Annotated in this window: 23 protein-coding genes and 1 pseudogene; 9 read left to right on the top strand and 15 right to left on the bottom strand. The window is 40.3% G+C overall.

Annotated features, from left to right (window positions below; genetic code table 11):
- Position 1: 1 nt before the first annotated feature.
- The 5 genes and pseudogenes from L2096_RS06215 to L2096_RS06195 all read right to left on the bottom strand — a co-directional run bounded on the left by L2096_RS06215 (position 2) and on the right by L2096_RS06195 (position 6,149).
- On the bottom strand, positions 2–547 hold the full coding sequence (locus L2096_RS06215) for a GNAT family N-acetyltransferase (protein ID WP_250365070.1): 546 nt from the start codon (positions 545–547) through the stop codon (positions 2–4).
- 86 nt (positions 548–633) lie between these two features.
- Positions 634–3,738 carry a multidrug efflux RND transporter permease subunit gene (locus tag L2096_RS06210; RefSeq protein ID WP_250365069.1) on the bottom strand — a complete coding sequence of 1,035 codons (3,105 nt, stop codon included), beginning with the start codon at positions 3,736–3,738 and terminating at the stop codon, positions 634–636.
- A 1-nt stretch (position 3,739) separates the two neighbouring features.
- Positions 3,740–4,900, bottom strand: coding sequence for an efflux RND transporter periplasmic adaptor subunit (locus L2096_RS06205; protein ID WP_250365068.1), 1,161 nt, complete (start codon positions 4,898–4,900; stop codon positions 3,740–3,742).
- 48 nt (positions 4,901–4,948) lie between these two features.
- A pseudogene (locus L2096_RS06200) lies at positions 4,949–5,308 on the bottom strand (hypothetical protein); the annotation flags it as partial.
- A gap of 295 nt (positions 5,309–5,603) precedes the next feature.
- Positions 5,604–6,149, bottom strand: coding sequence for a helix-turn-helix domain-containing protein (locus L2096_RS06195; RefSeq protein WP_250365067.1), 546 nt, complete (start codon positions 6,147–6,149; stop codon positions 5,604–5,606).
- A 96-nt stretch (positions 6,150–6,245) separates the two neighbouring features.
- Between L2096_RS06195 and L2096_RS06190 the strand changes: the two genes are divergently transcribed.
- From L2096_RS06190 to L2096_RS06175, 4 genes are all read left to right on the top strand, one after another.
- Entirely contained in the window at positions 6,246–7,136 is an 891-nt protein-coding gene (locus L2096_RS06190; RefSeq protein WP_004937151.1) for a DMT family transporter, read from the top strand.
- Positions 7,137–7,544: 408 nt separating this feature from the next.
- Positions 7,545–8,564, top strand: coding sequence for an NADPH-dependent curcumin/dihydrocurcumin reductase (curA, locus tag L2096_RS06185; protein ID WP_111813034.1), 1,020 nt, complete (start codon positions 7,545–7,547; stop codon positions 8,562–8,564).
- Between the two features lie 12 nt (positions 8,565–8,576).
- Positions 8,577–9,203, top strand: a complete 627-nt coding sequence (locus L2096_RS06180) for a glutathione S-transferase family protein (RefSeq protein WP_250365066.1) — start codon at positions 8,577–8,579, stop codon at positions 9,201–9,203.
- Complete coding sequence (locus L2096_RS06175; protein ID WP_119026325.1) at positions 9,203–9,907, top strand: SDR family NAD(P)-dependent oxidoreductase; 705 nt, start codon at positions 9,203–9,205, stop codon at positions 9,905–9,907. Before L2096_RS06180 ends, L2096_RS06175 begins: the two co-directional genes overlap by 1 nt.
- Before the next feature lie 111 nt (positions 9,908–10,018).
- On the opposite strand, the gene L2096_RS06170 is transcribed toward L2096_RS06175, so the two are convergent.
- From L2096_RS06170 to L2096_RS06125, 10 genes are all read right to left on the bottom strand, one after another.
- On the bottom strand, positions 10,019–10,915 hold the full coding sequence (locus L2096_RS06170) for a hypothetical protein (RefSeq protein WP_250365065.1): 897 nt from the start codon (positions 10,913–10,915) through the stop codon (positions 10,019–10,021).
- An 18-nt stretch (positions 10,916–10,933) separates the two neighbouring features.
- Complete coding sequence (locus L2096_RS06165; protein ID WP_250365064.1) at positions 10,934–13,051, bottom strand: TonB-dependent receptor; 2,118 nt, start codon at positions 13,049–13,051, stop codon at positions 10,934–10,936.
- A gap of 70 nt (positions 13,052–13,121) precedes the next feature.
- A complete protein-coding gene (locus L2096_RS06160) occupies positions 13,122–14,231 on the bottom strand; it encodes a tetratricopeptide repeat protein (protein WP_250365063.1) in 1,110 nt (369 codons plus the stop codon).
- 51 nt (positions 14,232–14,282) lie between these two features.
- Entirely contained in the window at positions 14,283–14,519 is a 237-nt protein-coding gene (locus L2096_RS06155; protein WP_004937138.1) for a hypothetical protein, read from the bottom strand.
- A 15-nt stretch (positions 14,520–14,534) separates the two neighbouring features.
- Positions 14,535–16,028: a DUF4331 domain-containing protein gene (locus L2096_RS06150; protein ID WP_250365062.1), complete on the bottom strand. Its 1,494-nt coding sequence runs from the start codon at positions 16,026–16,028 to the stop codon at positions 14,535–14,537.
- Between the two features lie 459 nt (positions 16,029–16,487).
- Positions 16,488–16,685, bottom strand: coding sequence for an anti-sigma factor family protein (locus L2096_RS06145; protein WP_004937134.1), 198 nt, complete (start codon positions 16,683–16,685; stop codon positions 16,488–16,490).
- On the bottom strand, positions 16,679–17,296 hold the full coding sequence (locus L2096_RS06140; protein ID WP_055415755.1) for an RNA polymerase factor sigma-70: 618 nt from the start codon (positions 17,294–17,296) through the stop codon (positions 16,679–16,681). Before L2096_RS06140 ends, L2096_RS06145 begins: the two co-directional genes overlap by 7 nt.
- Before the next feature lie 9 nt (positions 17,297–17,305).
- Entirely contained in the window at positions 17,306–18,052 is a 747-nt protein-coding gene (locus L2096_RS06135; protein ID WP_151746383.1) for an HvfC family RiPP maturation protein, read from the bottom strand.
- Positions 18,003–18,866: an HvfB family MNIO-type RiPP peptide maturase gene (locus L2096_RS06130; protein WP_004946852.1), complete on the bottom strand. Its 864-nt coding sequence runs from the start codon at positions 18,864–18,866 to the stop codon at positions 18,003–18,005. Before L2096_RS06130 ends, L2096_RS06135 begins: the two co-directional genes overlap by 50 nt.
- A 72-nt stretch (positions 18,867–18,938) precedes the next feature.
- Positions 18,939–19,181: an HvfA family oxazolone/thioamide-modified RiPP metallophore gene (locus L2096_RS06125; RefSeq protein ID WP_004937127.1), complete on the bottom strand. Its 243-nt coding sequence runs from the start codon at positions 19,179–19,181 to the stop codon at positions 18,939–18,941.
- A gap of 162 nt (positions 19,182–19,343) precedes the next feature.
- Between L2096_RS06125 and L2096_RS06120 the strand changes: the two genes are divergently transcribed.
- From L2096_RS06120 to L2096_RS06100, 5 genes are all read left to right on the top strand, one after another.
- Entirely contained in the window at positions 19,344–19,940 is a 597-nt protein-coding gene (locus L2096_RS06120) for an HvfX family Cu-binding RiPP maturation protein (RefSeq protein WP_502801289.1), read from the top strand.
- A gap of 76 nt (positions 19,941–20,016) precedes the next feature.
- Positions 20,017–21,210 carry a chromate efflux transporter gene (chrA, locus tag L2096_RS06115; protein ID WP_250365060.1) on the top strand — a complete coding sequence of 398 codons (1,194 nt, stop codon included), beginning with the start codon at positions 20,017–20,019 and terminating at the stop codon, positions 21,208–21,210.
- Positions 21,211–21,341: 131 nt separating this feature from the next.
- Positions 21,342–23,513, top strand: a complete 2,172-nt coding sequence (locus L2096_RS06110; protein WP_250365059.1) for a TonB-dependent siderophore receptor — start codon at positions 21,342–21,344, stop codon at positions 23,511–23,513.
- Between the two features lie 182 nt (positions 23,514–23,695).
- On the top strand, positions 23,696–24,256 hold the full coding sequence (locus tag L2096_RS06105) for a 1-acyl-sn-glycerol-3-phosphate acyltransferase (protein ID WP_040053976.1): 561 nt from the start codon (positions 23,696–23,698) through the stop codon (positions 24,254–24,256).
- A 147-nt stretch (positions 24,257–24,403) separates the two neighbouring features.
- Positions 24,404–25,153, top strand: a complete 750-nt coding sequence (locus tag L2096_RS06100; protein ID WP_004937118.1) for a YebC/PmpR family DNA-binding transcriptional regulator — start codon at positions 24,404–24,406, stop codon at positions 25,151–25,153.
- The last annotated feature ends 4 nt before the right edge of the window (positions 25,154–25,157 follow it).

The raw sequence follows: 25,157 nt of genomic DNA, 5'->3' as shown, positions 1-25,157 counted from the left end.
CTCAAACCCTAGTTTTATCTAACCACTCTTTTTTCAATATGGCGTATTGGAGAGTATTTTCGTATTTTGGCGTTCCATCTTCATGCTGAACAAAAGAAATATATTCGACAAAACATCCTTCTTTACGCATACCTAACCGTTCACACAGTTTTTGTGAAGCATGATTATCTTCCTCGACATAAGCGTAGATTCTTCGTGCATTGAGCTGCTTGAAAAGATGATCTAAGAATGCATCAGCACTCTCATAGGCAAAGCCTTGGCCATGAAAAGTTGCATTGAAGTTCCATCCTACAGAGTAGGTATCTGGTTCTTCATGAATAAAAAATAGCTCCCCAATGACCTGATTGGTTTGTTTTAACTGAACTGCAAGATAATCTTTACTCTGCTGTCTTGTTTTTATTTTTTCAATCGCTTGTTCAATCTTTAAAATTTGTTCGTCAATAAAACAATTGACTTTCGGCTGAGAAAGATAAGCCAGCAAATCACTTGCGTCTTCAATTTCAAATGCTCGCAAAATCAATCGTGATGTTTCAATTCTTACTTGCATTACATCAACCTCGTTTGAATACTCAACAACATTATCCAATGAGATAAAGCGGACACGCCTTATCTCATGACTATATTGGACATGAACTACTTGTGAGAATGTTTTCGTTGAGAGAATTTTTCTACAATGTTCATCACGAAAATAAAGAACACAGGAACAAAAAAGACTGCCAGAATGGTGGCGCTGATCATACCGCCAAACACGCCTGTACCAATGGCTTTTTGCGTTTCCGAACTAGCACCTGTTGCGATTACCAAGGGAATTACACCACAGGTAAATGCAAGAGATGTCATTAAAATAGGACGTAATCTTAGTTTTGCTGCGGCGACGGTTGCCTCAACCAAGCCCATACCCTCTTGTCTTAATGTTTTGGCAAACTCAACAATCAAAATCGCATTTTTTGCAGATAGACCAATAATGGTTATCAAACCCACTTTGAAGAAAATGTCATTGGGCATGCCTCTTACCATCACCGCGATAAACGCCCCGACCATGCCAAGAGGAACCACCAACATCACAGATAAAGGAATTGACCAGCTTTCGTACAGTGCAGCCAAGACCAAAAACACCACCAGCATCGATAAGATCAGTAAGAATGTGGTCTGTGCTTCAGACTGTCTTTCTTCGAGAGAAATTCCCGTCCACTCATAACCGACACCTTGAGGCAGTTGCGTAATGAGACGTTCCATTTCAAGCATCGCTTGCCCAGAAGAAAATCCTGCTGCGGGACTCCCCGTAATACTTAAAGACGGTCGACCATTGTAACGGTTGAACTGCTGAGGGGCATGCTGCCAAACAGGTGTGATCACTTCAGCCATCGATACCAGTTTACCACTCTGGCTATTCACTTTAATTTTACCAATATCTTCAATACTCATTCTAGATTTGGCACCTAGCTGTACAATCACTTGCTGCATACGCTCCTGATTGGGGAAGTCATTGATATACATAGATCCCATAGAAGTCGAAATAATATCCGTGACATCGCTAAAGTTGACACCTAATGCCTGTAATTTTTCACGATCAATTTTTAGCTGTACCGTACTCCCCTCCGGTAAACCTTCAGCATATACGCCAGTAAGTTTTTTATTTTGCGTAGCAAGTGTAATGAGCTGATTTTGTGCTTTGATCAAAGCATCCATACCAATATTGCCTTTATCTAGTAAACGCAAAGTAAAACCAGACGATGTTCCTAACTCATCGATCGCAGGGGGTAAAACAGACATTGTTTGCCCTTCTGAGCTATCGGTCATGGCCATATTGGCATTATTCACAACTTTGTGTGCAGTGATCGTTCGCTCTTTAAAATCGGTCAGATTGGTAAAAAACATAGCAGTATTCTGACCTGAACCGCTAAATCCAAATCCTAAAATCGCCATATTATCTTTAATGCCTTTTTCATGATTAAGAAATTGCTGAAATTCATTAACCACTTTAAGAGTGCGCTGCTGAGTGGCATCTGCCGGCAACTGAATGGAAGTCATAAACCAGCCTTGATCTTCCTCTGGCATAAATGCCGTTGGCACCATTTTAAAACTGAAGATCAGTACAGCCACAATGCCAACAAAAATGAACATCGCAGGCAAAACATGCCGGGTGACTCGAAACAGTACTTTTTCGTATTGATTATTCAGTTTTTCGAAATTTCGATCAAACCAGCCAAAAAATCCTTTTTTCTCTTGATGTGCATGAATAGGTTTTAATAGCGCTGCACATAAGGCAGGCGTTAATGTCAGCGCCAAGAATGCTGAAAACAGAATAGAAACCGACATAGTCATGGTAAATTGACGATAAATAATTCCCACAGAGCCTGCAGCAAATGCCATCGGTAAAAATACCGCAGCCAAGACTAAGGTAATCCCGATTATGGGATTGGTAATTTCGGTCATGGCTTTTGAGGTCGCTTCTACAGGAGACAAGTGTTCTGTTGCCATAATCCGTTCAACATTCTCGATCACCACAATCGCGTCATCCACAATAATTCCGATGGCGAGCACCATGCCAAACATAGTCAGCACATTAATTGAAAACCCTGCGATCAGCATGACTGAAAAGGTTCCCAGTAAGGCAATTGGTGCAACAATCGCAGGAATGAGGGTATAGCGAATATTGTGAAGGAATAAAAACATCACGATAAAGACAAGAACCATTGCTTCTAGCAAAGTGGTAATTACTTTTTCAATCGATACTTTTACAAACGGAGCTGTATCGTATGGAATAGAAAATTTCATACCTTGTGGCAAAGAAGCACTGAGCTGATCGAGTTTTTCTTGAACCCCTTGAGCGGTTTTCACTGCATTGGCACCAGGGCTCATTTGAATAGCAATAGCTGTAGAAGGTTTACCATTTTCCAGAATGGCAAAATTATAAGACTGCGCACCAATTTCAATTCGAGCAACATCCGATAATTTTACATTCGCCCCATTTTTATTTGATTTAAGGCTAATATTTTCGAATTGTTCGATATTTTCCAGCTGACCTAAAGCGGTTAATGGAATGGTAATTTGCTGATCTTTTGATGCAGGCAAATCTCCGATTCGACCGGGAGAAATCGGAATGTTCTGATTTTGAATGGCTGTATTGACATCTTTAATACTAAGTCCATATGCAACCAAGCGATCAGGGTCGACCCAGATACGCATCGCCTTTTCTGCACCAAAATTTTGAACCTTACCTACGCCATTGACCCGTTTAAGCTCCTCAATCACAAAGCGAGCCATGTAATCACTCAGATCAACTTCAGAGTAACGATTATCTGAAGAATTAAGTCCCACAATCATCAAAAAACCAGATGATGCAGCATCAACCATCAAACCTTGCTGCCTTACCGACTGTGGCAGCCTTGATTCAATTGCTTTGATTTTGTTTTGTACATCGACTTGAGCAAGTTCAACATCTGTACCAGGCTTAAAGGTGGCCGTGATGGTTGCACTTCCTGAATTATCCGATGTTGAACTGTAATATAGTAAGTTTTTAACCCCTGACATCTCGCGCTCAATCAATGTGACTACACTGTCATTGAGTGTTTTAGGCGTCGCCCCAGGATAGGTTGCGGTAATACTGATTTGCGGCGGTGCTACACTTGGAAAACGGGCAATGGGTAATTTAGGAATACTCAATACCCCAAATAAAATAATAAATAGTGCAATCACCCAAGCAAAAATTGGTCTACGAATGAAAAATTGAGACATCTTAGTGTGCTCCTTTTTCAGAGGTAGCTACAGATGGTTTCCAGATTTTAATTTTTAATTTCTGATCTGGCTGTATACGTTCCGCACCTTCAACCACGACCTTTTCACCAGCACTCAAGCCACTGGTTACTACATAATTACTTTGATAACGCTGCCCTAACTGAACAGGTTTAACAATAGCCTGTCCCTGTGAATTGATAACCGTAACATTGGTCTTTCCACTGATATCATGTTGAATTGCTCGTTCTGGTATCAAAATCGCGTTGTCAATTACAGCACGATTGATATTGACCCGCACATACATACCCGGTAGAAGTTCTTGCTGGCTGTTATTGACGAGAATACGGATTGTGACATCACCGGTATCAGGATCAACATTAGTATCTGAAAACAGTAATTTTCCCTTTGCCTGATAAGGCTTGCCCTGACTGTTTAAAATAACGACTTGAGGTTGCACATCGGATACTGTTCCTTGCTGTAACGCTTCTTGTAATTTCTCATATTCACTAATAGATTGTTTCACATCGACATAAACTTGACTGATCTGTTGAATGACAGCCATCGCTTTAGTATCTGCTTGACCAACCAATGCACCTTCCGTCACTAAAATCTGACCGATACGACCAGAAATAGGTGCTGTAACCGTAGAATATTTTAAGTTTAATTTCTGTCTGGTTAATGCTGCTTTTAGTTGAGCAACATCGGCTTTCGCTTGATCATAAGCTGTCTCAGTATTGTTATATTCTTGCTGACTAATGGCATGGCTTGACAATAATTGTTCATAACGGCCAAGAAGCGATTTTAAACGTATCACTTCAGCCTGAGCACGTTGTAATGTAGCTTGATTACTCTCTACATCTGCTTGCAAGATATCGGAATTAATTTTGAACAAAGACTGACCTATTTTGACATCAGAACCTTGTGTAAATAATACCTTTTCCACAATTCCTCCGACTTGTGGACGAATTTCGGCAGTCCGATACGCTGCTACGCGTGCAGGTAGATTTTCAATAAGGTGAATTGGTTGCTGCTGTGCAGTAAAAACGCTGACAACCGCTGGTGGCTGTTCAGTTTGAATTTCTTCAGCATTTTTTTTGCAACCCATAAGCATGGCTGCACTCATCCCCAACACACAAAGCTTAAGATGAAAGTGTTTGTTCATTTTAACTACAACAAAATTAGTGACAGTTGGTATTGTTAAAACTTAGTTTCAAATTTCTGCCAATATTGTGTTGAGATTGTGTGGAGAGATACGTAAAGTTACAACTCGGGTATCTGGTCTACTTAAGTCTGTAAATTTATTTAATACTGCTACTCGTGCATGAATCTCATTGACTTGGCTTTGAAAATTTCTCGCACTGAGTTTATCCCTTAGCAATTTCATGCAATATATGTTGGTTTCAACTAGACTCCACCAGTGATAGCCTGACCATTTCTTCCAAATAGTTCTTTCTAAACACTTAACTGGTTGAAGCAACTTATTGCGTTTTAGCGAGCCCGTCTTTTTATCTTTCGATAACTTCGCATTTTTTCTTGGTGGAATCACTGCTTGTGCTTGCCGGTCCACTATGTATCAAATAGATGCTGAGATACTCCTAAATTAAGCTCATCACTACAGGGTATTTTTAATTTTAGAAACTAAGCATTAAAAATTTAGACGCGATAACGCTATTTTTGATGCTGTCTAACGCTTCTCATTTAAGCATTTAAATAATTTTTTATAATCTCTATTTAATTTTGAATTTTCATATAATCTTGACTATTCTAGGCTCAAATGGCAGAGATATTTAAGATATAAACAATAAATGCATCAGCATTGTTGGTAAAAGCCAAACAAATACTGCCAGTCAAAAAAATTCACAAAATTAATGCGCTACATTCCTGATAAATTTAACCGTATTTAATCCTGAATTGATGTAGATGTAATGAGTAGAGCTTGGAAATACCAAACTTTCATTTGCTTTTAAAATATGCGCTGTATCGTTAATTTGAAGAGTAAGCTCGCCTTCCAACACCCATATCATTTCATGCCATCCATCGGCATCGGGTTCTGCTTCATACTTTTCCCCTGTACCCAAACACCATACCCACATTTCTGTCTGATGTTTTGATGGCATTGCACCCACTAAAGTTGCATAGCTCTCTGGTTGACTGCCTTTCCAAGCCAAGACATTCGTTAATTTTGGAAGATCATGAGCGTGATCACTTACAAGCGTTACAAAGTCTATTTTAAGAGCAGATGCAATTGCATCGAGTTTAGCCAAGCTAATATTCATCTGATTACTTTCCAGAGCTATCACTGTGCGCCTACTTAATCCGGCTAAATTTGCCAATTCAACCTGACTCAAGCTGGCTTTTTCTCTGAAATGCCTAATATTCTGCCCTACAAACTCTAATACCTTGTTGGTCATACGCTATCTATTGAATGTTTTGAGCAGTATATTGCACAAAAAATTAATTTAATGCAATAATGGGTAATATATTGCACATTCTGTTGGTCTTTCACTATGTCAATCACTTCGTCTTCAAAATTTCCTGAAATTGTATTGATCCTCATTACAATTCTCTGGGGTGGTACTTTTTTAGCCGTACATTATGCTCTGAACTTTACTTCACCAATTTTTTTTGTAGGTACACGCTTCGGTATCGCGGCAGCTGTTCTATTTCTGGTGTCTTATCAGCAGCTCAAAAATTTCAGCCGTCAAGAAGTGATTGCCGGTTTTTTCATTGGTATCGTTATCGCCTTTTCTTATGTATTTCAAACGGTAGGCCTGCAAACGATCACAAGTAGTGAGTCGGCATTCCTCACGGCGCTTTATGTCCCTTTTGTGCCGATATTGCTTTTTCTTTTTTTTAAAAAAGTACCTGCGTTTAATATCTGGATCGGAGTTGTACTGGCATTTTTTGGTCTGCTTTTGCTTACCGGGAATAGTATGTCTCAAATAGATTTAAGTTACGGACAGATCATGACCATATGCAGTGCGATCGGAATTGCCATGGAGATTATTTTAATTGGATTCTTTGCGGGTAAAGTGAATTTAGGCAAGGTAACGTTTATTCAGCTTGTTGTGGCCTCCATTGCCTGTTTCGTAGCAATTCCTTTTAGCCAGTCGGAATACATTCCTAATCTTTCGTGGCAGTTTATGCTGATTGTCGGTGCATTAGGATGTGCGAGCGCGTTAATTCAATTCGCAATGAATTGGGCACAACGTACGGTAGATCCATCAAAAGCTGCAATTATATATTCTGGAGAACCTGTATGGGCTGCAATTTTTGGCCGTTTGGCTGGGGAGCGACTATCAATATTATCGATTTTTGGAGGGATTTTAGTTTTATTGGGCGTGTTAGTCAGTGAGTTAAAGTTTAAAAAATTGTGGATTTATTTTTTTAAAAGATAGTGAAATGGCGATTTCTCTTTCAATAGGCATTTAAATGATTTGAGCTCGTCAAAACAAATCTGAATGCGCCACAAAAGACTTTTGAATTTCATATAAGTATTTTTGTGTAAAACTATAATGGAAGTGTTTCACTTCCATTTTTCAATTCTAATAAATCAACTACTGTGAGAAAAAACCAAATACGATAAATCACTTCGTCGTTAAAGAAGTTTTTTTGAAATGTCAGAGTCTGTCTCATACGTAATCAAAACTCACAGATTCATATCAATTATGTTCTCTATTGTTAAAAAATAGACCAGTCGTCTTGATTTTAATCACAACTTACCTACAATCGATTTTAAGGTCATCAATCAATATTTCTAATTTCTGTATAGAAGTGTTTCTTATACAGAATATGGAGTTAAATCAATGAACAATATTACCAATCAGCGTATTGTTTTAGCTGCAAGACCAGTCGGTGAACCAAAACATAGTGATTTCAAAATTGAGGAAGTTCAGGTTCCTGAGCTTAAACAAGGCGAAATCTTGTTAAAAACCGTTTATCTATCACTAGATCCGTATATGCGTGGTCGTATGAGTGATGCCCCCTCTTACGCAGCACCTGTCGAAATTGGTGGCGTAATGGTTGGTGGAACAGTGAGTCAAGTTGTTGCCACTAAAAACTCAAAGTTTAAAGAAGGTGAATGGATTCTTTCTGGAAATGGTTGGCAGGCTTACGCGATCTCAGATGGCACGGCGTGTCAAAGTTTGGGCATGCAGCCCGAACATCCTGCTTGGGCATTAGGTATTTTAGGAATGCCTGGCTTTACCGCTTATATGGGGCTTTTAGACATTGGTCAGCCTAAAGCAGGTGAAACCTTAGTGGTTGCCGCTGCAACTGGCCCCGTAGGTGCAACAGTCGGACAGATTGGTAAACTTAAAGGTTGTCGTGTGGTCGGTGTCGCTGGCGGAGCGGAAAAATGCCGTTATGCTGTCGAAGAACTCGGTTTTGATGCATGTATTGATCATCGTGATGAAAATTTCGCAGAGAAATTAAAACAGGCTGTTCCTGATGGCATTGATATCTATTACGAAAATGTAGGCGGAAAAGTCTTTGAGGCTGTATGGCCATTACTTAACTCGGCTGCACGTGTACCTTTGTGTGGCGTAGTTGCTCAATATAACGCGACCGAACAAGCACAGGGGCCAGATCGCCTGCCTGGTTTTATCTCTACCCTATTAAAAAAACGAATTCGCATGCAAGGTTTCATTATTTTTGATGATTATGGTAGCCAGTACCCTGAATTTAATCAGCAAATGTCTGAGTGGCTAAAAGAAGGTAAAATCAAATACAAAGAACATATGGTGCAAGGTTTAGATAACGTGATTGACGCTTTCAATGGCATGTTAAAGGGTGAAAACTTTGGCAAAGTCGTGGTCAAACTCTAATAAGGAAGCCTTATGATTACACTGCATCATTTAGATCAATCACGTTCTTTTCGTATTTTATGGTTACTTGAAGAGATTCAACAGCCGTATCAGTTACAACGCTACTATCGTGATCTGAATACGCATTTAGCTCCAGATTCGTTGAAATCAATCCATGCTTTAGGGAAATCGCCTGTCATAGAATGGGATGGTAAAGTGATTACAGAATCTGGTGCGATTGTTGAGCTTTTAATTGCCAAACTTGCACCACATTTAGCACCCGATTCAAGTGAAGATCTCTATGCAGATTACCTGCAATGGATTCATTTTTCTGAAAGCTCTGCCATGTTGCCATTTTTGTTAAAAACATTTAATGCAATGGAAACAAAGCAAGGTACAGAATTGGTATTTTTAGAACGCTATACGCAAGTTGAGTTTGAAAAAGTATTTGGTTTCTTAGATGACTATTTGGCAGATAAAAAGCACTTTGTTGATCAGCGTTTAACTGGTGCTGACTTTATGATGGGCTTTAGATTACATGCTTTAGTTCATCAAATGCAACAAGGTAAAAAGTATCCAAATATTCAACGCTATGTTGAGGGCTTGAGTTTACTGCCAAGCTGGCAAGCCGCGGTCAAAATCGAACAGGAAAAGTCATAATGAAAGAAAATCAGCGTGCTATTGTCGTGGGTGCTTCACGAGGAATTGGTTTAGGACTGGTTCGGGAATTACTTCTTCAGCAGTGGAGCGTTATTGCGACACTTCGAGATATAACTCGTGTACCCGATGACCTCAAACAATTACTTGCAGAATATCCAGACCAACTGGAATTGGCTGAGCTAGATCTGAGTCATTTAGATACTGCCAATATGATCACCAGCAAATATTCAGAAGGTTCAATAGATCTGCTTTTAGTGTCTGCTGGTATAGCGGGGCCAGAACATCAGCGCGTCGAACAATCACAGCCAAATGAAATTGTAGACCTGTTTTGGGTTAACAGCATTGCACCTGTGACCATTGCCAGAAAATTCCTTCCACTCATGAAAGCAAACAGCCTCATTGCATTTATGAGTTCAAGAATGGGCAGTGTTGCGCTCAATGACGATGGCAGTATGGAGTTGTATCGTGCCAGCAAGGCCGCTTTAAACAGTATCAGCCGTGGTTTTGCACAAAATGAGGCGATTCCGCTGAATATCGGTGTGTTGAATTTACATCCGGGCTGGGTTCAAACAGAGATGGGCGGAAGCCAAGCGCCTGTTACGGTCAAAGAAAGTACTGCAGGACTGGTAAAGGTAATACAGGCTTCTATCGGCAGCAACCAACACAAATTTATTGATTTTCAGGGTCATGAAATGGCATGGTGATTTGATCTTTTCAATCTGCTTGATTTGAATAGGCTTGGTTACCTATCATTCAAAAGAGTGGAAAATAGGTGCAGCCCTACTCTCGATAGGTCATGCAATAAACAAAAAAAGCTAAACACCGTTTTGTGTTGTGATGTTCATCAACTCGTTGATATTCACTTTCACCAGATAGGGTTTAGCTTTTTTATTCTGAATGAGTGGCTCAACATCGAGCGTTTTTAAAAATGATTGAATATCGTCGGAGGGAATTAAATCGGCAGTATATTGAACCAGTATAACGCGAGACTGTGAAGGTAAAATCAGGAAAACGAGTTCATCGATATGTTGAGCAAAGCTTTGAAGTATTTGTTTCTCTGTTTTACTCAAAATTTGCTGTTTCAACTGATTCTCTTGAAAAATCTGTTCTTGAGTATAGGGCTGATTCATTAATGCTTGAGTAAGTTGCTCAATTTCTATTTGATCGCTTATAAAGGGATATATTTCGATGATCTGGACAAGCTCACTATTTTGTGGCGCCTGAACATTCTTAACGTGTGATGTATCGGGATGCTTGGGCTCTAAATTTAATTGTGATAGCAAAGCGGGATCGATTTTTTCAGGATTCAACTGATATTGATCTGAAGTGACTTTAGCCCGACGAATGGCTTGTTTGGCTCTAAGCTGGGCCGCCAGTAAAGGATCAATTGCTTGATTTCCCTTTGTTGCCTCTTGGCTAAACTCCAGCACATTTAACTGGGCTGTTTGCCCCAAACTCTGCGTATCATACTGACCAAAAGGCGTTTCAATCAATGTTTCTGGCATGGGTGGCATTTTGACGGCGGGTTTAAAACTCAACGAATCATTTTGTTCAACAGCGCTTGTTGGCATGAAGATAACACTCATACCTTTTTTGATTTCTGGCGTTTGCTCAACTGGACGAGAAATAACAAACACGACCAATCCAATATGCAATATTGCAGTGAAAAATAAAGCAAAAGGTGAAATCTTGGATTGGTCATGAAGTCTCATAGCTGACTCCCCAGCGATTTAAAATAAATACCTTAAGGTGAATCTTAGGTTACGCCCTTCACTCGGATGGATATGTTTATCTGAAATTCCTTCTCTTTCAGCAGAACCAGGCGCACATGCCGCAGTATTGAAATCTTGTGCAGCACACGATGCATAGTAGTATTCGATATCATTCACCTTTTTATCCAATACATTGAGTAGTTCTATTTGTGTGAAGATATTTTTATTCAGTTGATAGCTGGCTAGTAAGTTAACGATTGTCGATGAGTCCGAGCGAACACTGTTGTCTTCAATCAATGCTCGAGGGCCGAAATACCGTAAACGACCGCCAAAACTCCATTGGTCATTCAATTTATAACTTATACCCGCACTAAGCGTTTTTTCGATGGCTCCGGGAATAAAATCGCCCTCTTCACTGCTATCTTTAAAGCGCGCTTTTGACCATGCCGCATCAATATCAATCATCACCCAATCATTGAGTTGATAAAAATTACTCAGCTCAATCCCTTGGCGTTTACTGGGCCGGCTGGGCTCAGTGGTGCCCGCATCACCAATAAACAGTAGTTCAGAGTCAGAATCCAGGCGCCATAATGCCAGTGTGGTGGTGAGGTTATCAATCAAATGTGCTCTTAAACCCAGCTCTTTATTCACTGTACGTACTAGTGGTGAAACCGAATCAAGTGGTTGTAAGTAATTTGCGTCACGCGGATCTACATTGAGCTTTGTCGTAACGCCCCTTGCATCGTTACTATGAAATCCGTAGGCATAATTGATGTAATATTCGACATTTTTCCATGGCCCTAAAATCAAACTGAATTTCGGACTCAGAATGTGATCTGTTTTTCGGCCACTATTTTCATTTCGATCCGAATTCACATTAAAATGATAAAGGTCACCACGTAAACCTATAATTGAGCGCAACCAAGGTTGCCATGCAATCTGATTTTGTCCCCAAACGCCGAGCGTGGTTTGTTTGACATCATCTTCACGTATTGTATTGAATCGTTGACGATTTTGAGTTTGATGTAAGCCTAGACCATCAATGTCATCATAACGAAGAGATGACCCGACAATATTGAGCATTTCTTTATCGTACCATCGATCACTCCATCCCTTTTGAAACTTCAAACCCAGTAAGGTGCGCTTTTCAGCTTGTTCAAACTGATCGCCACGCAGCGGATCATCTAAAAAGTAAGTAAAATTTGAAAAAAGATTCAGTTCACTACGGACCGCGTAGGCAGAAAACTGTGAAAACTCACGATCTGCACGCTGATTGCGATTGAACCACAATGCTGTGCGTTTAGATTTTCCACCATCGGAAGGGTCTAGACTATCGAAACGATCAAGCTGCCCATTTTGAACCAGATGTTCAGGAATCTGATCTGTGGCGTCCCATTTTGCTTGATAATGCTGAAGACCAAACGATGTGTTTTGATCTTCATCGCCTTTAAAATATTTTAAAAAGAGATTTTGTTTAGACAGATTTTCAGGATTTGTCCAAGGCCCGTCACTGCTTTGATTTTCAAAGGCACCAATTAGCTCACCGTCATTTATTTTTACATGCCCAACACCTAAAAACCGTAGTAGATCATGATTACCCAATGTTACCTGTGCAAATGGACGCTCCAGCGTATGAAGGGTGTAAATTTTTGCTGTTCCAGCAGAGGCAAAATCACCATCATCGACAGAAGTTGCACCTTTGTGATAATCAATATTGTGAATCAGTTCTGGGATTAAAAAATTTAGATCGGTATAACCTTGCCCATGCGCATGTGTCACCATATTAAGCGGTTGACCGTCTATTGATGTGGCAAAGTCTGTACCATGATCCAGATTAAAACCGCGTAGAAAATACTGGTTCGCTTTTCCGGAACCACTGTGCTGCGTCACAATGACGCCAGGGATGGTTTCTAATACTTCAGCCGGACGAGACAAAGGACGCGTTTCGATCTGCTCTTGTGTAATTGTTCCTTGAGATGCAGTAAACGCACCGTTTAAAGGATCTATGTTATCGCCTGATGCCTGCATGGTAATGGTAGGTAAATTGGCAATGTACTCTCCCCCTGCCCAGACCGTTTGACTGGTATAAAACCCCGAACTACTCAGCAGTAATACGCTTAACATTGTTTTGTTCATGATGTTTATCTCATTTATAAAGTCAGTTATTTTTAAGTTTTTATAGGCTGGTTCAGTTTAAATTTTCACATCATGACTGATTCACGATCTGTTGTAATTGAGGAATATATTCTGGATGTTGATAACCAGTTTTTTCACTCCAAGTTAGTAATTTTTTAGAAATATCAGTATCTTTAGCTGCGATAGCAAGTGCTGCATACACTTCAAAATCATCATTTTCTCGTTGCATATCCCAGTTTTTAGCCGCGATTTTGAGTCCTTCATTGTATTTTTTAGAAATCCAGAGAAACTGTGCCTGCTCACGTAAATGAATATGGTCATGATGGTCAAGTAAATCTTGTACGCGCTGGGTTAGCTCATTGAGATCAGTCTGGGCACTTGGATCATTCAGTTTTTGTTTGCACAAAATAATGCGGTACATCGCACCGTCATGATAGCGGTAAGGTGTTAAAAGCTTCAGTGCAGTCTGATACTGATGTTGTGCGATGTACCAATTCGCTTTTGCTAATGTATTGGGTAAGTTATTGGTTTGCAGCAATAACATAGATTTATCTGCAAGTGCCGCATCGTTAAACCGTGTGGCAAGTTCAATAAAGATATTTCCCAACCATTGTTGATCTGCGCGGCTCATACGTGGTGTTTGCGAAAGAAGCTGATCAATTTGAGGTTTAAGCTGTGAATAAGACTTTGTCATTGCATCAACCTGCAACTCGCATCCTGCACGATAAAGCATGACTTCAGGCTGCGTCAGCTGTTGGCATAACTGGGTAGACGCACTGTATTTTCCTTGCAAACGGTAAATATTGGCCAGCTGTAAAATAGCATCGCTGTTGTTGGGTTGAGTTTTTAAAAGCTGTTTTAAACGCTGTTCTGCAGCCGAAAAATTATGATTCGCTTGCTCAATGCGGGTATTTAGCAACTGATTTTCAAGATCTGATGGATCATTGCTTTTTTGCATCAATTGTTCAGCTTTTTCGAGTGAATCACCGTCACCTTTGGCGTAGGCATTTTCAAGTAATACATTCACAATTTGATTACGCGTTGCGTCACTATAAGTGGCTTTGGGATTTTGGTTTTTTTCAGTATTACCGCTATAGCTATGATGGTGCTTTGGATGAGCATAAATCGAACTTACAGGAATCATTAAAATTATGGCGAACGACAGTTTACGCATCAACATTGGGTATCCCTCTTAAATACGCCCGAGGCTCAACACCTAGGGCGCAAATCCTTAAAATTTAACTGCAAGCGGCTCTGCTTTGTTATCAATCGAAGCTTCTGAAATATCTTTCAGAGATTTAGGTTCAGACTGACTAAAGCTGCTTTGTGATTGGTTGGTTAACGTCAAAGTTTCTCGTAACACAGGATCGCTCTGCGTTTGGGTGTTATTAGAAGCATGATCATCTCCACTGCCACCACAACCGCTCAATCCCCAAACAACCATGAACATCAAGGTTATTTTTTTCATGGTAATGACTCCTCATTACTTACTGGCAGTATTGAACGGTGAACCCGCAACTGGAGTGTTAAGATACGGGAAAGTGGTACCAAACTGCTGAGGTGACTGCAATGCACCGTCGGTAAATCCAATCGTACCTGCTTTCGCATCCGACGTTTTACAGCCCACTGCGGTATTCACACCATCAATGGTACACAGTAAACCCATCGCAACACGTAGCTCGATATCGACTACATCATCTCCCGGACGGCGACCATTTGGGAATCCGCTGGTGTCTCCACCGATCACACCTAAACGATTTTGCTTATCTTTGGCTTGCGCTGCAATTGCAGTATTTAAGCGCAACATTTCAGAGGCTTTCACGTTTTTAGGCTGATTCAGACCCGGTACTCCAAGTAAAAATGCATTGACCAGATCGGTGCGTGGGAAATTGGTTGGCGCAACCACGGCACCGCCTGTAGCGTCTTTAAATAACACTTCAATCAATGTTGGTAATGTTGGATTGGTAACATAATCGGCAAACTGGCCATCATTGACTGGTTTGCTGGCATTGAATTTGTCTTTGTCTTTTAAACCAATCACCACCTCATTGACCAAAGGCATACCCAAACGGGAAACTTGCGTCCATGCCCCACCCACTTTAGATGCACTGGTCAAATTACTCTCTGGAGTCGGGTTAAGTAAAGTCGCTTGAGGTAAACTAGCTGTGGTCCAACCACCAATTACTGTTTCACCCGAAGACACCAAACATGATTGTGGCACTTCAAGTGCAATGGTCGTCACGTTTTTATTGCCAATGGTATTAAGTCCCTGATCTTCAGCATTCACACCCGATGGTGCAAGCTGAGTAGCAGGAATCTTGATATTTACAAGGTCAAAGACTTCACCAAGATTGACTGCAAATGGATCTTGGCGCTGGCCGACAAATACTTTGCCTGATCCGCAGCTGCCAAAGTTGATATTTTGCACAAAACTATTGGCATAAGACTGATAATTGGGAATTGATTTTGCGCCCACATTATCAAAAGGTTTTTTAAAGGAGCCCAACACGTTACGATCGCCTTTACGTCGATCACCTTTGACCATGGTCACGGTATATGTTTCAGCCGTGTTTTGAGCAGAACTGCCATCATTGGTAATTTTTCCAATATTTGACAATGGTACAGAGATATTTTTGCCACCTACAGGTACTTGTAGATCTTTTAACTCCTGATCAAATTTAAATTGAAAAGTAATATCTTCTTGCGCATCACCATTGTTATCGATATGAATCTCATAAAGCGCTTTAGGGTCTAAAGCAAAGTAGTTCGGGCCACCATAAGCATCTTGAAGTGGCTGGTAATTGGCTAAAATAGTGACATAGTCGCCCCGATTACTTTCATAGCTTTTAAACATATAAAAATCGGTGGCATCTACTTTAGGTGTTTTGGTGATGGATGGAGCTTCGCGGTGACTGGATGCAAGTGCACAAGCACTTAACCCCATTAATGCCATCGCTAGTGCGATACGATTGTTCATTGGCTATCTCCTTGACCAATATTTCATTTCATCGTTATTACTTTTTTTTTATCCCTACATTGTTTTAAATCATTATGAGGGACCATATTAACATATAGGAGAGAATGTGAATATTATGTGATCATTTTGAAAATAACGGATGAAATCAATATTTTTGTGAAGTCAAGTATTTGCTTTTCAGTCTGATTTCACATGATTTTTATTTTAAAATCTGGATTATTTATATATAAAATACTTGATTAAATGAAAATCATTCGAACATTTTAAACACAAATAAAGATAAATTCTAAAAATTTAAATTATTAAAAACAACAACTTAAAAAATAAATAATCAAACTATTACTTTTTATTTATATTTATCATTACATTAGTTTAATTTAATTTTTATATATTTTAAACTTCAGACCAAAGCCACAAAAAAGCGTCATAAAACATGAATGATCTTCACGTTTTTTAAATTTAATCATTATTTAATTCATCATCTTTTAATTGTTTAAATTTACTTGATAATATTGAAATTACTTTAATTTGTTTTGCATAGCGGCGACAGGATATACACATCAATAAATGTAATTGAAGATGTGTAAGTTCATTTAATGCAAGTGAACGATCTTGTTTTTCCGAGAGTAGTTGAGTCGCTTTTCGACAGGTCAGCATGAACATTCCTCCTTTAAAAGCCATTTATTTTCGAGACATTCTCTTAGGCGTGTTCGACTGCGGTACATCAATACATTAAAATTTGAAATAGTTAACCCTAGCTTATTGCAAATTTCCTGTGAGCTTAGCTCAATCATTTCACGCAACATAAACACTTGTGCCTGCTGTGCAGGCAAATGATTGAGGCAGGCATCAAAAATTACCCAGAAGTCTTCTTGTTCAAGCATCTGGTCTGGACTTGGCCATGCCTGTGGTGCTTCATGTGCATGCCAGTGATTCTTGTCATTAAACAATGTATCGATGCTTTTTTCAGAATCATCATCGAATAAATCTGTCATGCTGATCAAGCGTGATTGCTTACGGATAAAGTCGATGATTTTATTTTTTAAAATTGCAAATACCCACGTTTTAAACGCACACCGACCTGAAAACGAAGCGGCATGTTCTAGTGCACTGATAAGTGCTTCCTGCACGACATCTTCGGCGCTTTGGATAGAAGACATCTGTAACACAGCAAACTTAATCATTTGATGTCTAAGATCGGCAATAAAAATAGGATCATTCAACTGATCAGTAATGTGACCCGCTTGAGTCGACGCAGCTATGGTCATGAAGAATTCTCACTTAGACACAGAAATGGAGACCAAATCAAACTTAAGCAGTAACGATTTCAGTTCATTTAATTGGTTTTCAGCCACGTCATTAGGCTGATCTCCCAAAATCGAAACGATTAAATCATGAAGCGTATCTTGCATAGCGCCACCATGTTCGACCAGATGTTCGATGAGCAATCCAAATAACGGCGATAATCGCTCTAAACGGATTTGATCAATTTCATCACGCCATACCATAATCACACCAGGTGCAAGCTGAATGTCATTCGGTTGTGTATCGAGTGTCCATTCATATACAGGATATTGATAAACCAAAACCCAAACAGCCTGCTTTAACTGCCATTGATAAGGTTCTACACATACCGGTTGATCGATAACCAAAGTGTCTAAATACAATTCAAGCCACTCAAATTGTAGAAGCTCGGCTAACCAAGGATATTGACTAAACATGGGATGAGCTTGATGAGAATAATACTCACGAAACTCTAGCGCTATCTCGTTTGAGTACGGAGATTGACATTTCGAATTTGCGACAAAATCCTGTAATAGTGCTTGCCACTGACATTCAAGCAATAATCTGCGCGTAATCGGATAAACCAGATTGATAAACGAGCTAATATTATTAAATACCAAATCACGATACACTTGCATGCGCTCATGATCGTAAACGCTAGCCAAATCAGAATGTGGATGGCGAATCCAATTACAGAATTGCTGCTGCGTGTGCTGAAATGATTTCTGAATTTGGTTCATATCCACTCTCCATGGCTTGAATGGTCTTAATTTTTTTTAATTCTTTATTGAGTTCTTCCCAACTCGGAATATTGAAATCCCGTTCTAATAATGTTGGCTTGATTCCACATTGTTGATAAGTAAACGCCAGAAGTTGCCATACAGAATCCGTAATCGCATCACCATGTGTATCAATGATCAGGTGATCTTCTACTTGCGCATGACCTGCAATATGCAAATAGCGTATTTTGTCTTGAGGCATCGCACAAATAAACGCTTGAGCATCAGTGCCGTGATTTATGCTGTTCACGTATACGTTGTTTACATCTAAAAGTAATTCGCAATCCGCCTGCTTGATTACTTCTACAATAAATTCTGCTTCGGTCATCTCAGCACCGGGCATTAAATAAGTCGATACATTTTCAATGACCAGTTTTTGCCCCAAAATATCCTGTACACGTAAAATACGCTCCGCAACATAACGAACAGCGTCTTGAGTCATTGGAATGGGTAACAAGTCATATAAGTATCCGCCATCATGAGAATAACTTAAATGCTCAGAGTAAATACTGACATTATAAGTATTTAAAAATGCTTTGATTTTATGAATAAACTCAAGGTTGAGCGGATGTGGCCCGCCAATTGAGAGAGAAAGACCATGACAAACAAGAGGAGACTTTTCAACACAGGTCGCAAGAAGTTTTGCGTGTCGACCGCCAAAGTTCATCCAGTTTTCAGGTGCAATTTCGATAAAATCAGGCGGATAAGCTGCACTTAAAAAATCATCGATAAATTCTCGTCTTAAACCGAGCCCAACGTGTGAAGTTTCAATCATGAGCAAGCTCCTTATCCAAATCAAGATCGGCCCATCCATTGAATGAGCCGATCTTGTACATATCTGATCGGTTTATTTAGAACCACATTTTGCATCTGCCATTTTTTTATCTGCACCACATTTTGCATCTGCCGACTTATGCCCTTTCTTGGCATGATCCGCACCACATTTAGCACTGCCGCACTTACCATCTGCTGCCTTACTGGCATGGGTTTCCGTAGAAGATGAGGTTGCAGCTGTTGCAATCTGAGTTGGGCCAAGGACAGACAAAGCCAATAGCGCAGTCACGGTGGTCATAGAGTTTAATTTGTTCATGAGCGATTCCTTTTTACATTTTTTGATTGTGTGTACGGGGTGTACTTGGTGTTAGACGCAGTTCATCTGAATTTATTACACATTAAAAAAATTTTTTTTATGTAAGAAAATCGAGATCCTTTCGACTAATGTGAATTAAATCGCATCGGATGTGAAAAAATGATGAATATTTATACAAAAAAAATCAATCAGCTCTATTTAACTGTAAAAAAAGCGAGCACTCCGTTTGATGGCTTACCCGCATTGGCGCTGCGATTGTATTTAGTTCCGATCTTTTGGATGGCAGGGACAAATAAATTAATGCACTTTAGCAATATTGTAGAGTGGTTTGGCAATACTGACTGGGGGTTGGGCTTGCCCTTCCCCTATGTCATGGCTGCACTTGCAACCTCAACTGAATTGGCTGGCGCAGTTTGTCTGAGCTTAGGTATATTCACTCGCTGGATCAGCATTCCCTTGATCATCACCATGCTGGTTGCAATCTTGACTGTTCATTTGCCAAACGGTTGGCAAGCAATTGCCGATCCTTCGGCGCCTTTTGCAAATGCTCAGGTACTTGCTTCTGCTGAAAAGTTAGAGCGAGCACGACAAATTCTGACCGAACATGGCAATTATGACTGGTTGACCTCAAGTGGAAATTTTGTAATTTTAAATAATGGAATCGAGTTTGCAGTCACTTACCTGATCATGCTAGTTGCACTAATCAAATTGGGCGGTGGGCGTTATGTCAGTCTGGATTACTGGTTTCGTTTGAAATAAAACAAATCATCATGCATATTCATGATGCTTTCATACGCTTTCTGATACTTTAGATTCAAAATAATCAGTATCACAGATGCCTATGATGATCTCCACCCAGTCACTTTGGACAATTTTTCTTGTATTTTTGCGCTTAGGACTCACCTCCTTTGGTGGTCCAACTGCGCATCTTGGCTATTTTCGTGATGAGTTCGTCATCCGCCGTAAATGGTTAAACGATGCTCAGTATGCCGATACCGTTGCACTGTGCCAGTTTTTACCTGGGCCAGCCAGTAGTCAGGTGGGTATGGCAATTGGCTACTATTGCGGTGGCTATAAAGGTGCTTTAGTTGCTTGGCTAGGGTTTACCTTCCCTTCAGCCATCATATTAATTTCATTTGCACTGGGTTTTGATCATCTGCAAAGCATGCAACTTACTGGTATTTTGCATGGCTTGAAAATTATCGCTGTAGCGGTGGTGATACAAGCACTTTGGGGAATGACAAAAACTTTATGCCCAGATGCAACCCGAATCACCCTCATGAGTTTAAGCACATTCATGATGTTAATGCTTCCCTCGCTCTGGACTCAGCTCGTGGTGATTATTGTGGCGGGAATATTAGGTACATTGATTTTCAGATCATCGCAAAGCACAGAAAAACAACAAGTATCGACAGCAAATTCTCGTCATATTGGTTTCACTGGATTGATCCTATTTTTTGGATTACTGATTGCGCTACCTGTGCTGAGTTTTACGTTTTCAAACCCATCCCTTGCGATTTTTGATGCCTTTTATCGTACTGGGGCATTGGTTTTTGGTGGTGGGCACGTTGTTTTACCTTTATTAAACACCCAAGTCGTCGCAACTGGATGGATTGAGCAAAATACCTTTTTAGCCGGTTATTCACTGGCTCAAGCGGTGCCCGGCCCATTATTTACTTTTGCTGGCTTCTTAGGCGCCTCGATGCCTCACATGATCACGCCTTGGCTAGGAGGTATTTTGTGTATTGTGGCAATTTTTAGTCCATCTTTTTTTCTTCTTATCGGCATTTTACCTTTTTGGCAAAGTATTCGTGATCTTGCATGGATGATTGCTGCGCTCAAAGGAATTAATGCAGCCGTGGTGGGCCTGCTGTTGGCAGCTTTGTATCAACCGATCTGGACCAATAGTATTTATACCTCAAAAGACTTTAGTCTGGCACTTCTTGCGCTCCTTGCATTGATGGTTTGGCAGCTTCCGGTATGGTTGGTGGTTTTTTTAGGGGGTCTTTTAGGATGGTGGTTCATGTAGAGCAACCTATCGCATTCTAAGATTTTAATTTCAAATTAAAAATATAAGATCACTCTTAAATTCTGCTTGCTAATCAAATCGAAATAAAGATAATAAGAATCATTTTTAACAGCGACTGCCTGAGCATCATCATGCACAAATTGAATTGTTTATCGCATGCAATCTATATCGTTCTTTTTACGGGTTTATCTACAAGTGCTTGGGCAGAAGAAATAACGCAATCAGATGTTGCTACATCTTCAAATATTTTACCCACTATTTCATTACAGGCAGATTCGAACCAGAAAAAATATGCTGCAACCCAAGCAAGTTCAGCACTGAAATCTGATGCACCGTTATTTAAAACCCCGCAATCTGTTAGTGTCATTACGCGAGAACAACTCGATCAAAAGCAAGCAACTACACTTTCACAAGCCATCAATGGTGTTGCTGGGGTCAGTGCTGGCTATTTAGGGCGTAGAGGATGGGATGATTTTATTATTCGTGGTCAAAATTCGTCTGATCAAGTGTATATCGATGGACTTCGACAAAGCCAGTCACCCTTAGATGGTGTTGCAGTCGATTTATCTGGTATGGATCAAGTTCAGGTCATTAAAGGGCCAGCGTCTGTGAACTTTGGATTGGTGCAACCAGGTGGCATGGTCAATTTAGTGACTAAACGTCCACAAGCCGAAAATTTTGCAACTGCTGATCTGAGCTACGGAAGCTACAACTTCAAACAAGCCACATTTGATTTGAACTATGCGCCAAAGCAAACTGAAAAAGGTGCATTCAGACTGACAGGTCGTGTTTCCGATCAAGACGATCCAACCGACTATGTGTACTTTAAAAACTTTTATATCTCGCCTTCTTATAATTTCGATTTGGGCGATAAAGCCGAACTATCGGTGATTGCCAGCTATCAACATCGAGAATATTTACGTCAACAAGGTTTACCAGTGATTGGCACCTTAAAATCCAATCCGAATGGCACGATTGACCGAAGCTTATATTTAGGTGAGCCAACTTTTGGTGGGTATGAAGCAGATGTTTACCGCACTGGCTGGAATTATAAATACAAGTTTGATAACGGCTGGACATTTAATCAAAATGCAGCGGTTCAGCAACTAAAATCGACTGGTCGGGTTGTGTTTACACAAACCGGTACAAACTTCTGGGTCAATACCACACCTGCTTATACCACACTCAATCGAACCAATAACGGGCGTTATCAAAGTCATGATACGCTGACTTACTCATTAGATAACAGCTTCCAGCGCGCGTTTAATTTACTGGGTATGCAGCATGATCTCAGCATTGGTGTTGATGCCATGCAGTCAAAAGACGATTATATCAATGATCGATATACCACAGGAAATTTAAACGTTTACAACCCTGTGTATGGGCAAGCAGTTAAATATGTAGCAACAAATAGTACCGAAGATATTAACCGTTTACGCTATAGCGGTTTATATGTGCGTGATCGTATTAACCTAACAGATCAACTGGTACTCAGCCTTGCAGGACGTCAAGACTGGGCCGAGGTATCAACGCAAAATGTTTCCAAGTCTGGAGTTGCAGCCAAAGGACTGACCGACCGAAACTCATATGACAAATTTACCGGAAATGTGGGGCTGCTCTACAGCATCAATGATATCGTGGCTCCTTACGCCAGTTATGCCACGTCGTTTATTCCGAATACGCGTACCGATGTCAATGGCAGCATTCTGGCACCCGAAACAGGTCAGCAGGCTGAGATCGGTGTAAAACTACAAAGCCCGAACCAGTTGGTTCAAGGGAGTCTGGCCTTATACGATTTACGTCGCCAAAACGTTGCAGTCAGCGACCCGAATAATACCTCTGCTTATGTACTCAATGGTGAGCAGTTAACCCGTGGTATTGAAGCAGAGCTCAGTGCCACGGTCATTGAGCGCATGCGATTAACAGCCAGTTTTAGCCATATGTTTGACTCAAAAATTACCAAAGATTCGGTTGCGAGCAATGTAGGTGCAGCACTCGATAATGTCTCTCAAAATAGCTATAGTCTCTCATCACGTTATTATCTGACTGATTTAACATCGGGATGGTTTGTCGGTGCTGGCATTCGAGGTGAAAGCTCAAAATCGTATAAAGGACTCGATGTACACACACCATCTTACTTACTCTACGATGCCGAAGCAGGTTACGAAGCAACACGCTGGGGCGCGCAATTGTCGATTAAAAATTTGTTTGATAAAGACTATTATGCAGGATTACTCAATGCCAATATGGTGACCTTGGGTGATCCACGTCAAATTAACTTTACGGTCAAATTTAAATATTAATTGTTCAGTCAGTAGATCACTCCAAAGTGATTTTGGATAAACAAACATCAAATACCGAGTCTATTCATGTCTTATTTGTAATTGAGGTGTGCTTACACTCGGTGTTCAAACTTTAAGATAAAACCTCTTGTCTTTCACCTTAACGACATTAAACTATGCGCACTGATTTGGGCGTGAGTTTTATGAAAAAGCAAATTGCAAAAATGATTTTTAAATTGTCTGGCTGGAGCTATCACATCGAGCCAGAGATTCTTGAAAATAAGCAGGTCATTATTGGATTTGAACATACATCTAATCTTGATGCTGTACTCTCAGTTGCTTTGTTTGAAATTTTAGAAATTAAAATTCACACGCTGATTAAAAAAGAGCTCTTTCAGGGACCACTCAAACCACTTTTAGAAAAACTCGGCGGTATTGCGGTTGATCGCCATTCAAAATCAGATATCGTCTCGCAAATGGTCAAGCTATTTGAGCAAAATGACCGTTTTAATCTGGTGATTGCGCCTCAAGCAACGCGAGCAAAAGACGGCTCTACACGCAAACCGATTCGTACTGGTTTCTGGCACATCGCGCGTGCGGCAAATGTTCCAATTGTGTTGATGTATGCCAACCCTGTTACCAAAGAAGGCGGCATTTTAGGCAAAATTTATCCAGAAAATCTTGAAGCAGACCTTAAGCTTATTCAGGCACTTTATAAAGAAAAAGTCGGCTTAGATATCTGTATTCCAGAACAATCAAATTAACGATCAAAGCTGTATTTATTACGTTTTTATCTGACCAATCGATTATTTTCTCTATCATCAGGCACTTTCTTCAAAAAATATGCTTATGGTAGAATTGCAAAAATTTGATCTGGTAATGGTACCAATCTGTAAGGAGCATATTTCAACATGGCAGGTCATTCCAAGTGGGCAAACACCAAGCATCGTAAAGCAAAACAAGATGCAAGCCGTGCTAAAGTTTTCACAAAATATATTCGTGAAATTGTAACTGCAGCAAAACTAGGCGGTGGTGATGCAGCCAGCAACCCTCGTTTACGTGCGGTCGTTGAAAAAGCTTTATCTGTAAATATGACACGTGACGCGATCAACCGTGCGATTCAGCGTGGTGCTGGCGGTGAAGACAATGATGATCTGAACGAAGTAACCTACGAGGGGTACGGTGTCGGTGGTGTTGCTGTTCTGGTCGAAACCATGACAGACAATCTTAACCGTACAGTACCAGATGTTCGTCACTGCTTCAGTAAAACCAACGGTAATTTGGGGACTAACGGTTCGGTTTCGTATCTGTTTACCAAGCGTGGTGAAATCAGCTTTGAAGATGTCAGTTTAGAAGACAAAATCATGGAAATCGCACTCGAAGCGGGCGCTGAAGATATCGAAGTGGAAGAAGATGGCATTTTGGTCATCACAACACCAGAGAGCTTTGGTGATGTTCAGGATGCACTTGCAGCAGCAGGCCTGAAATCTGACAATGCAGAAGTAGTGATGAGTCCATCGACCAAAGCTGAAATTACCGATATCGACCAAGCGAAACAAATCTTAAAAATGATCGATATGCTTGAAGATCTGGACGATGTTCAAAACGTTTATACAAACGTTGAATTTTCAGACGAAGTTTTGGCTCAACTTGATGCCTAAATAA

The sequence above is a fragment of the Acinetobacter sp. ACZLY 512 genome, assembly GCF_023614015.1.
GTDB lineage: Bacteria > Pseudomonadota > Gammaproteobacteria > Pseudomonadales > Moraxellaceae > Acinetobacter > Acinetobacter soli.
Note: the sequence above shows the minus strand (reverse complement) of the source record. Positions and strands in the feature narration are given on the sequence as shown.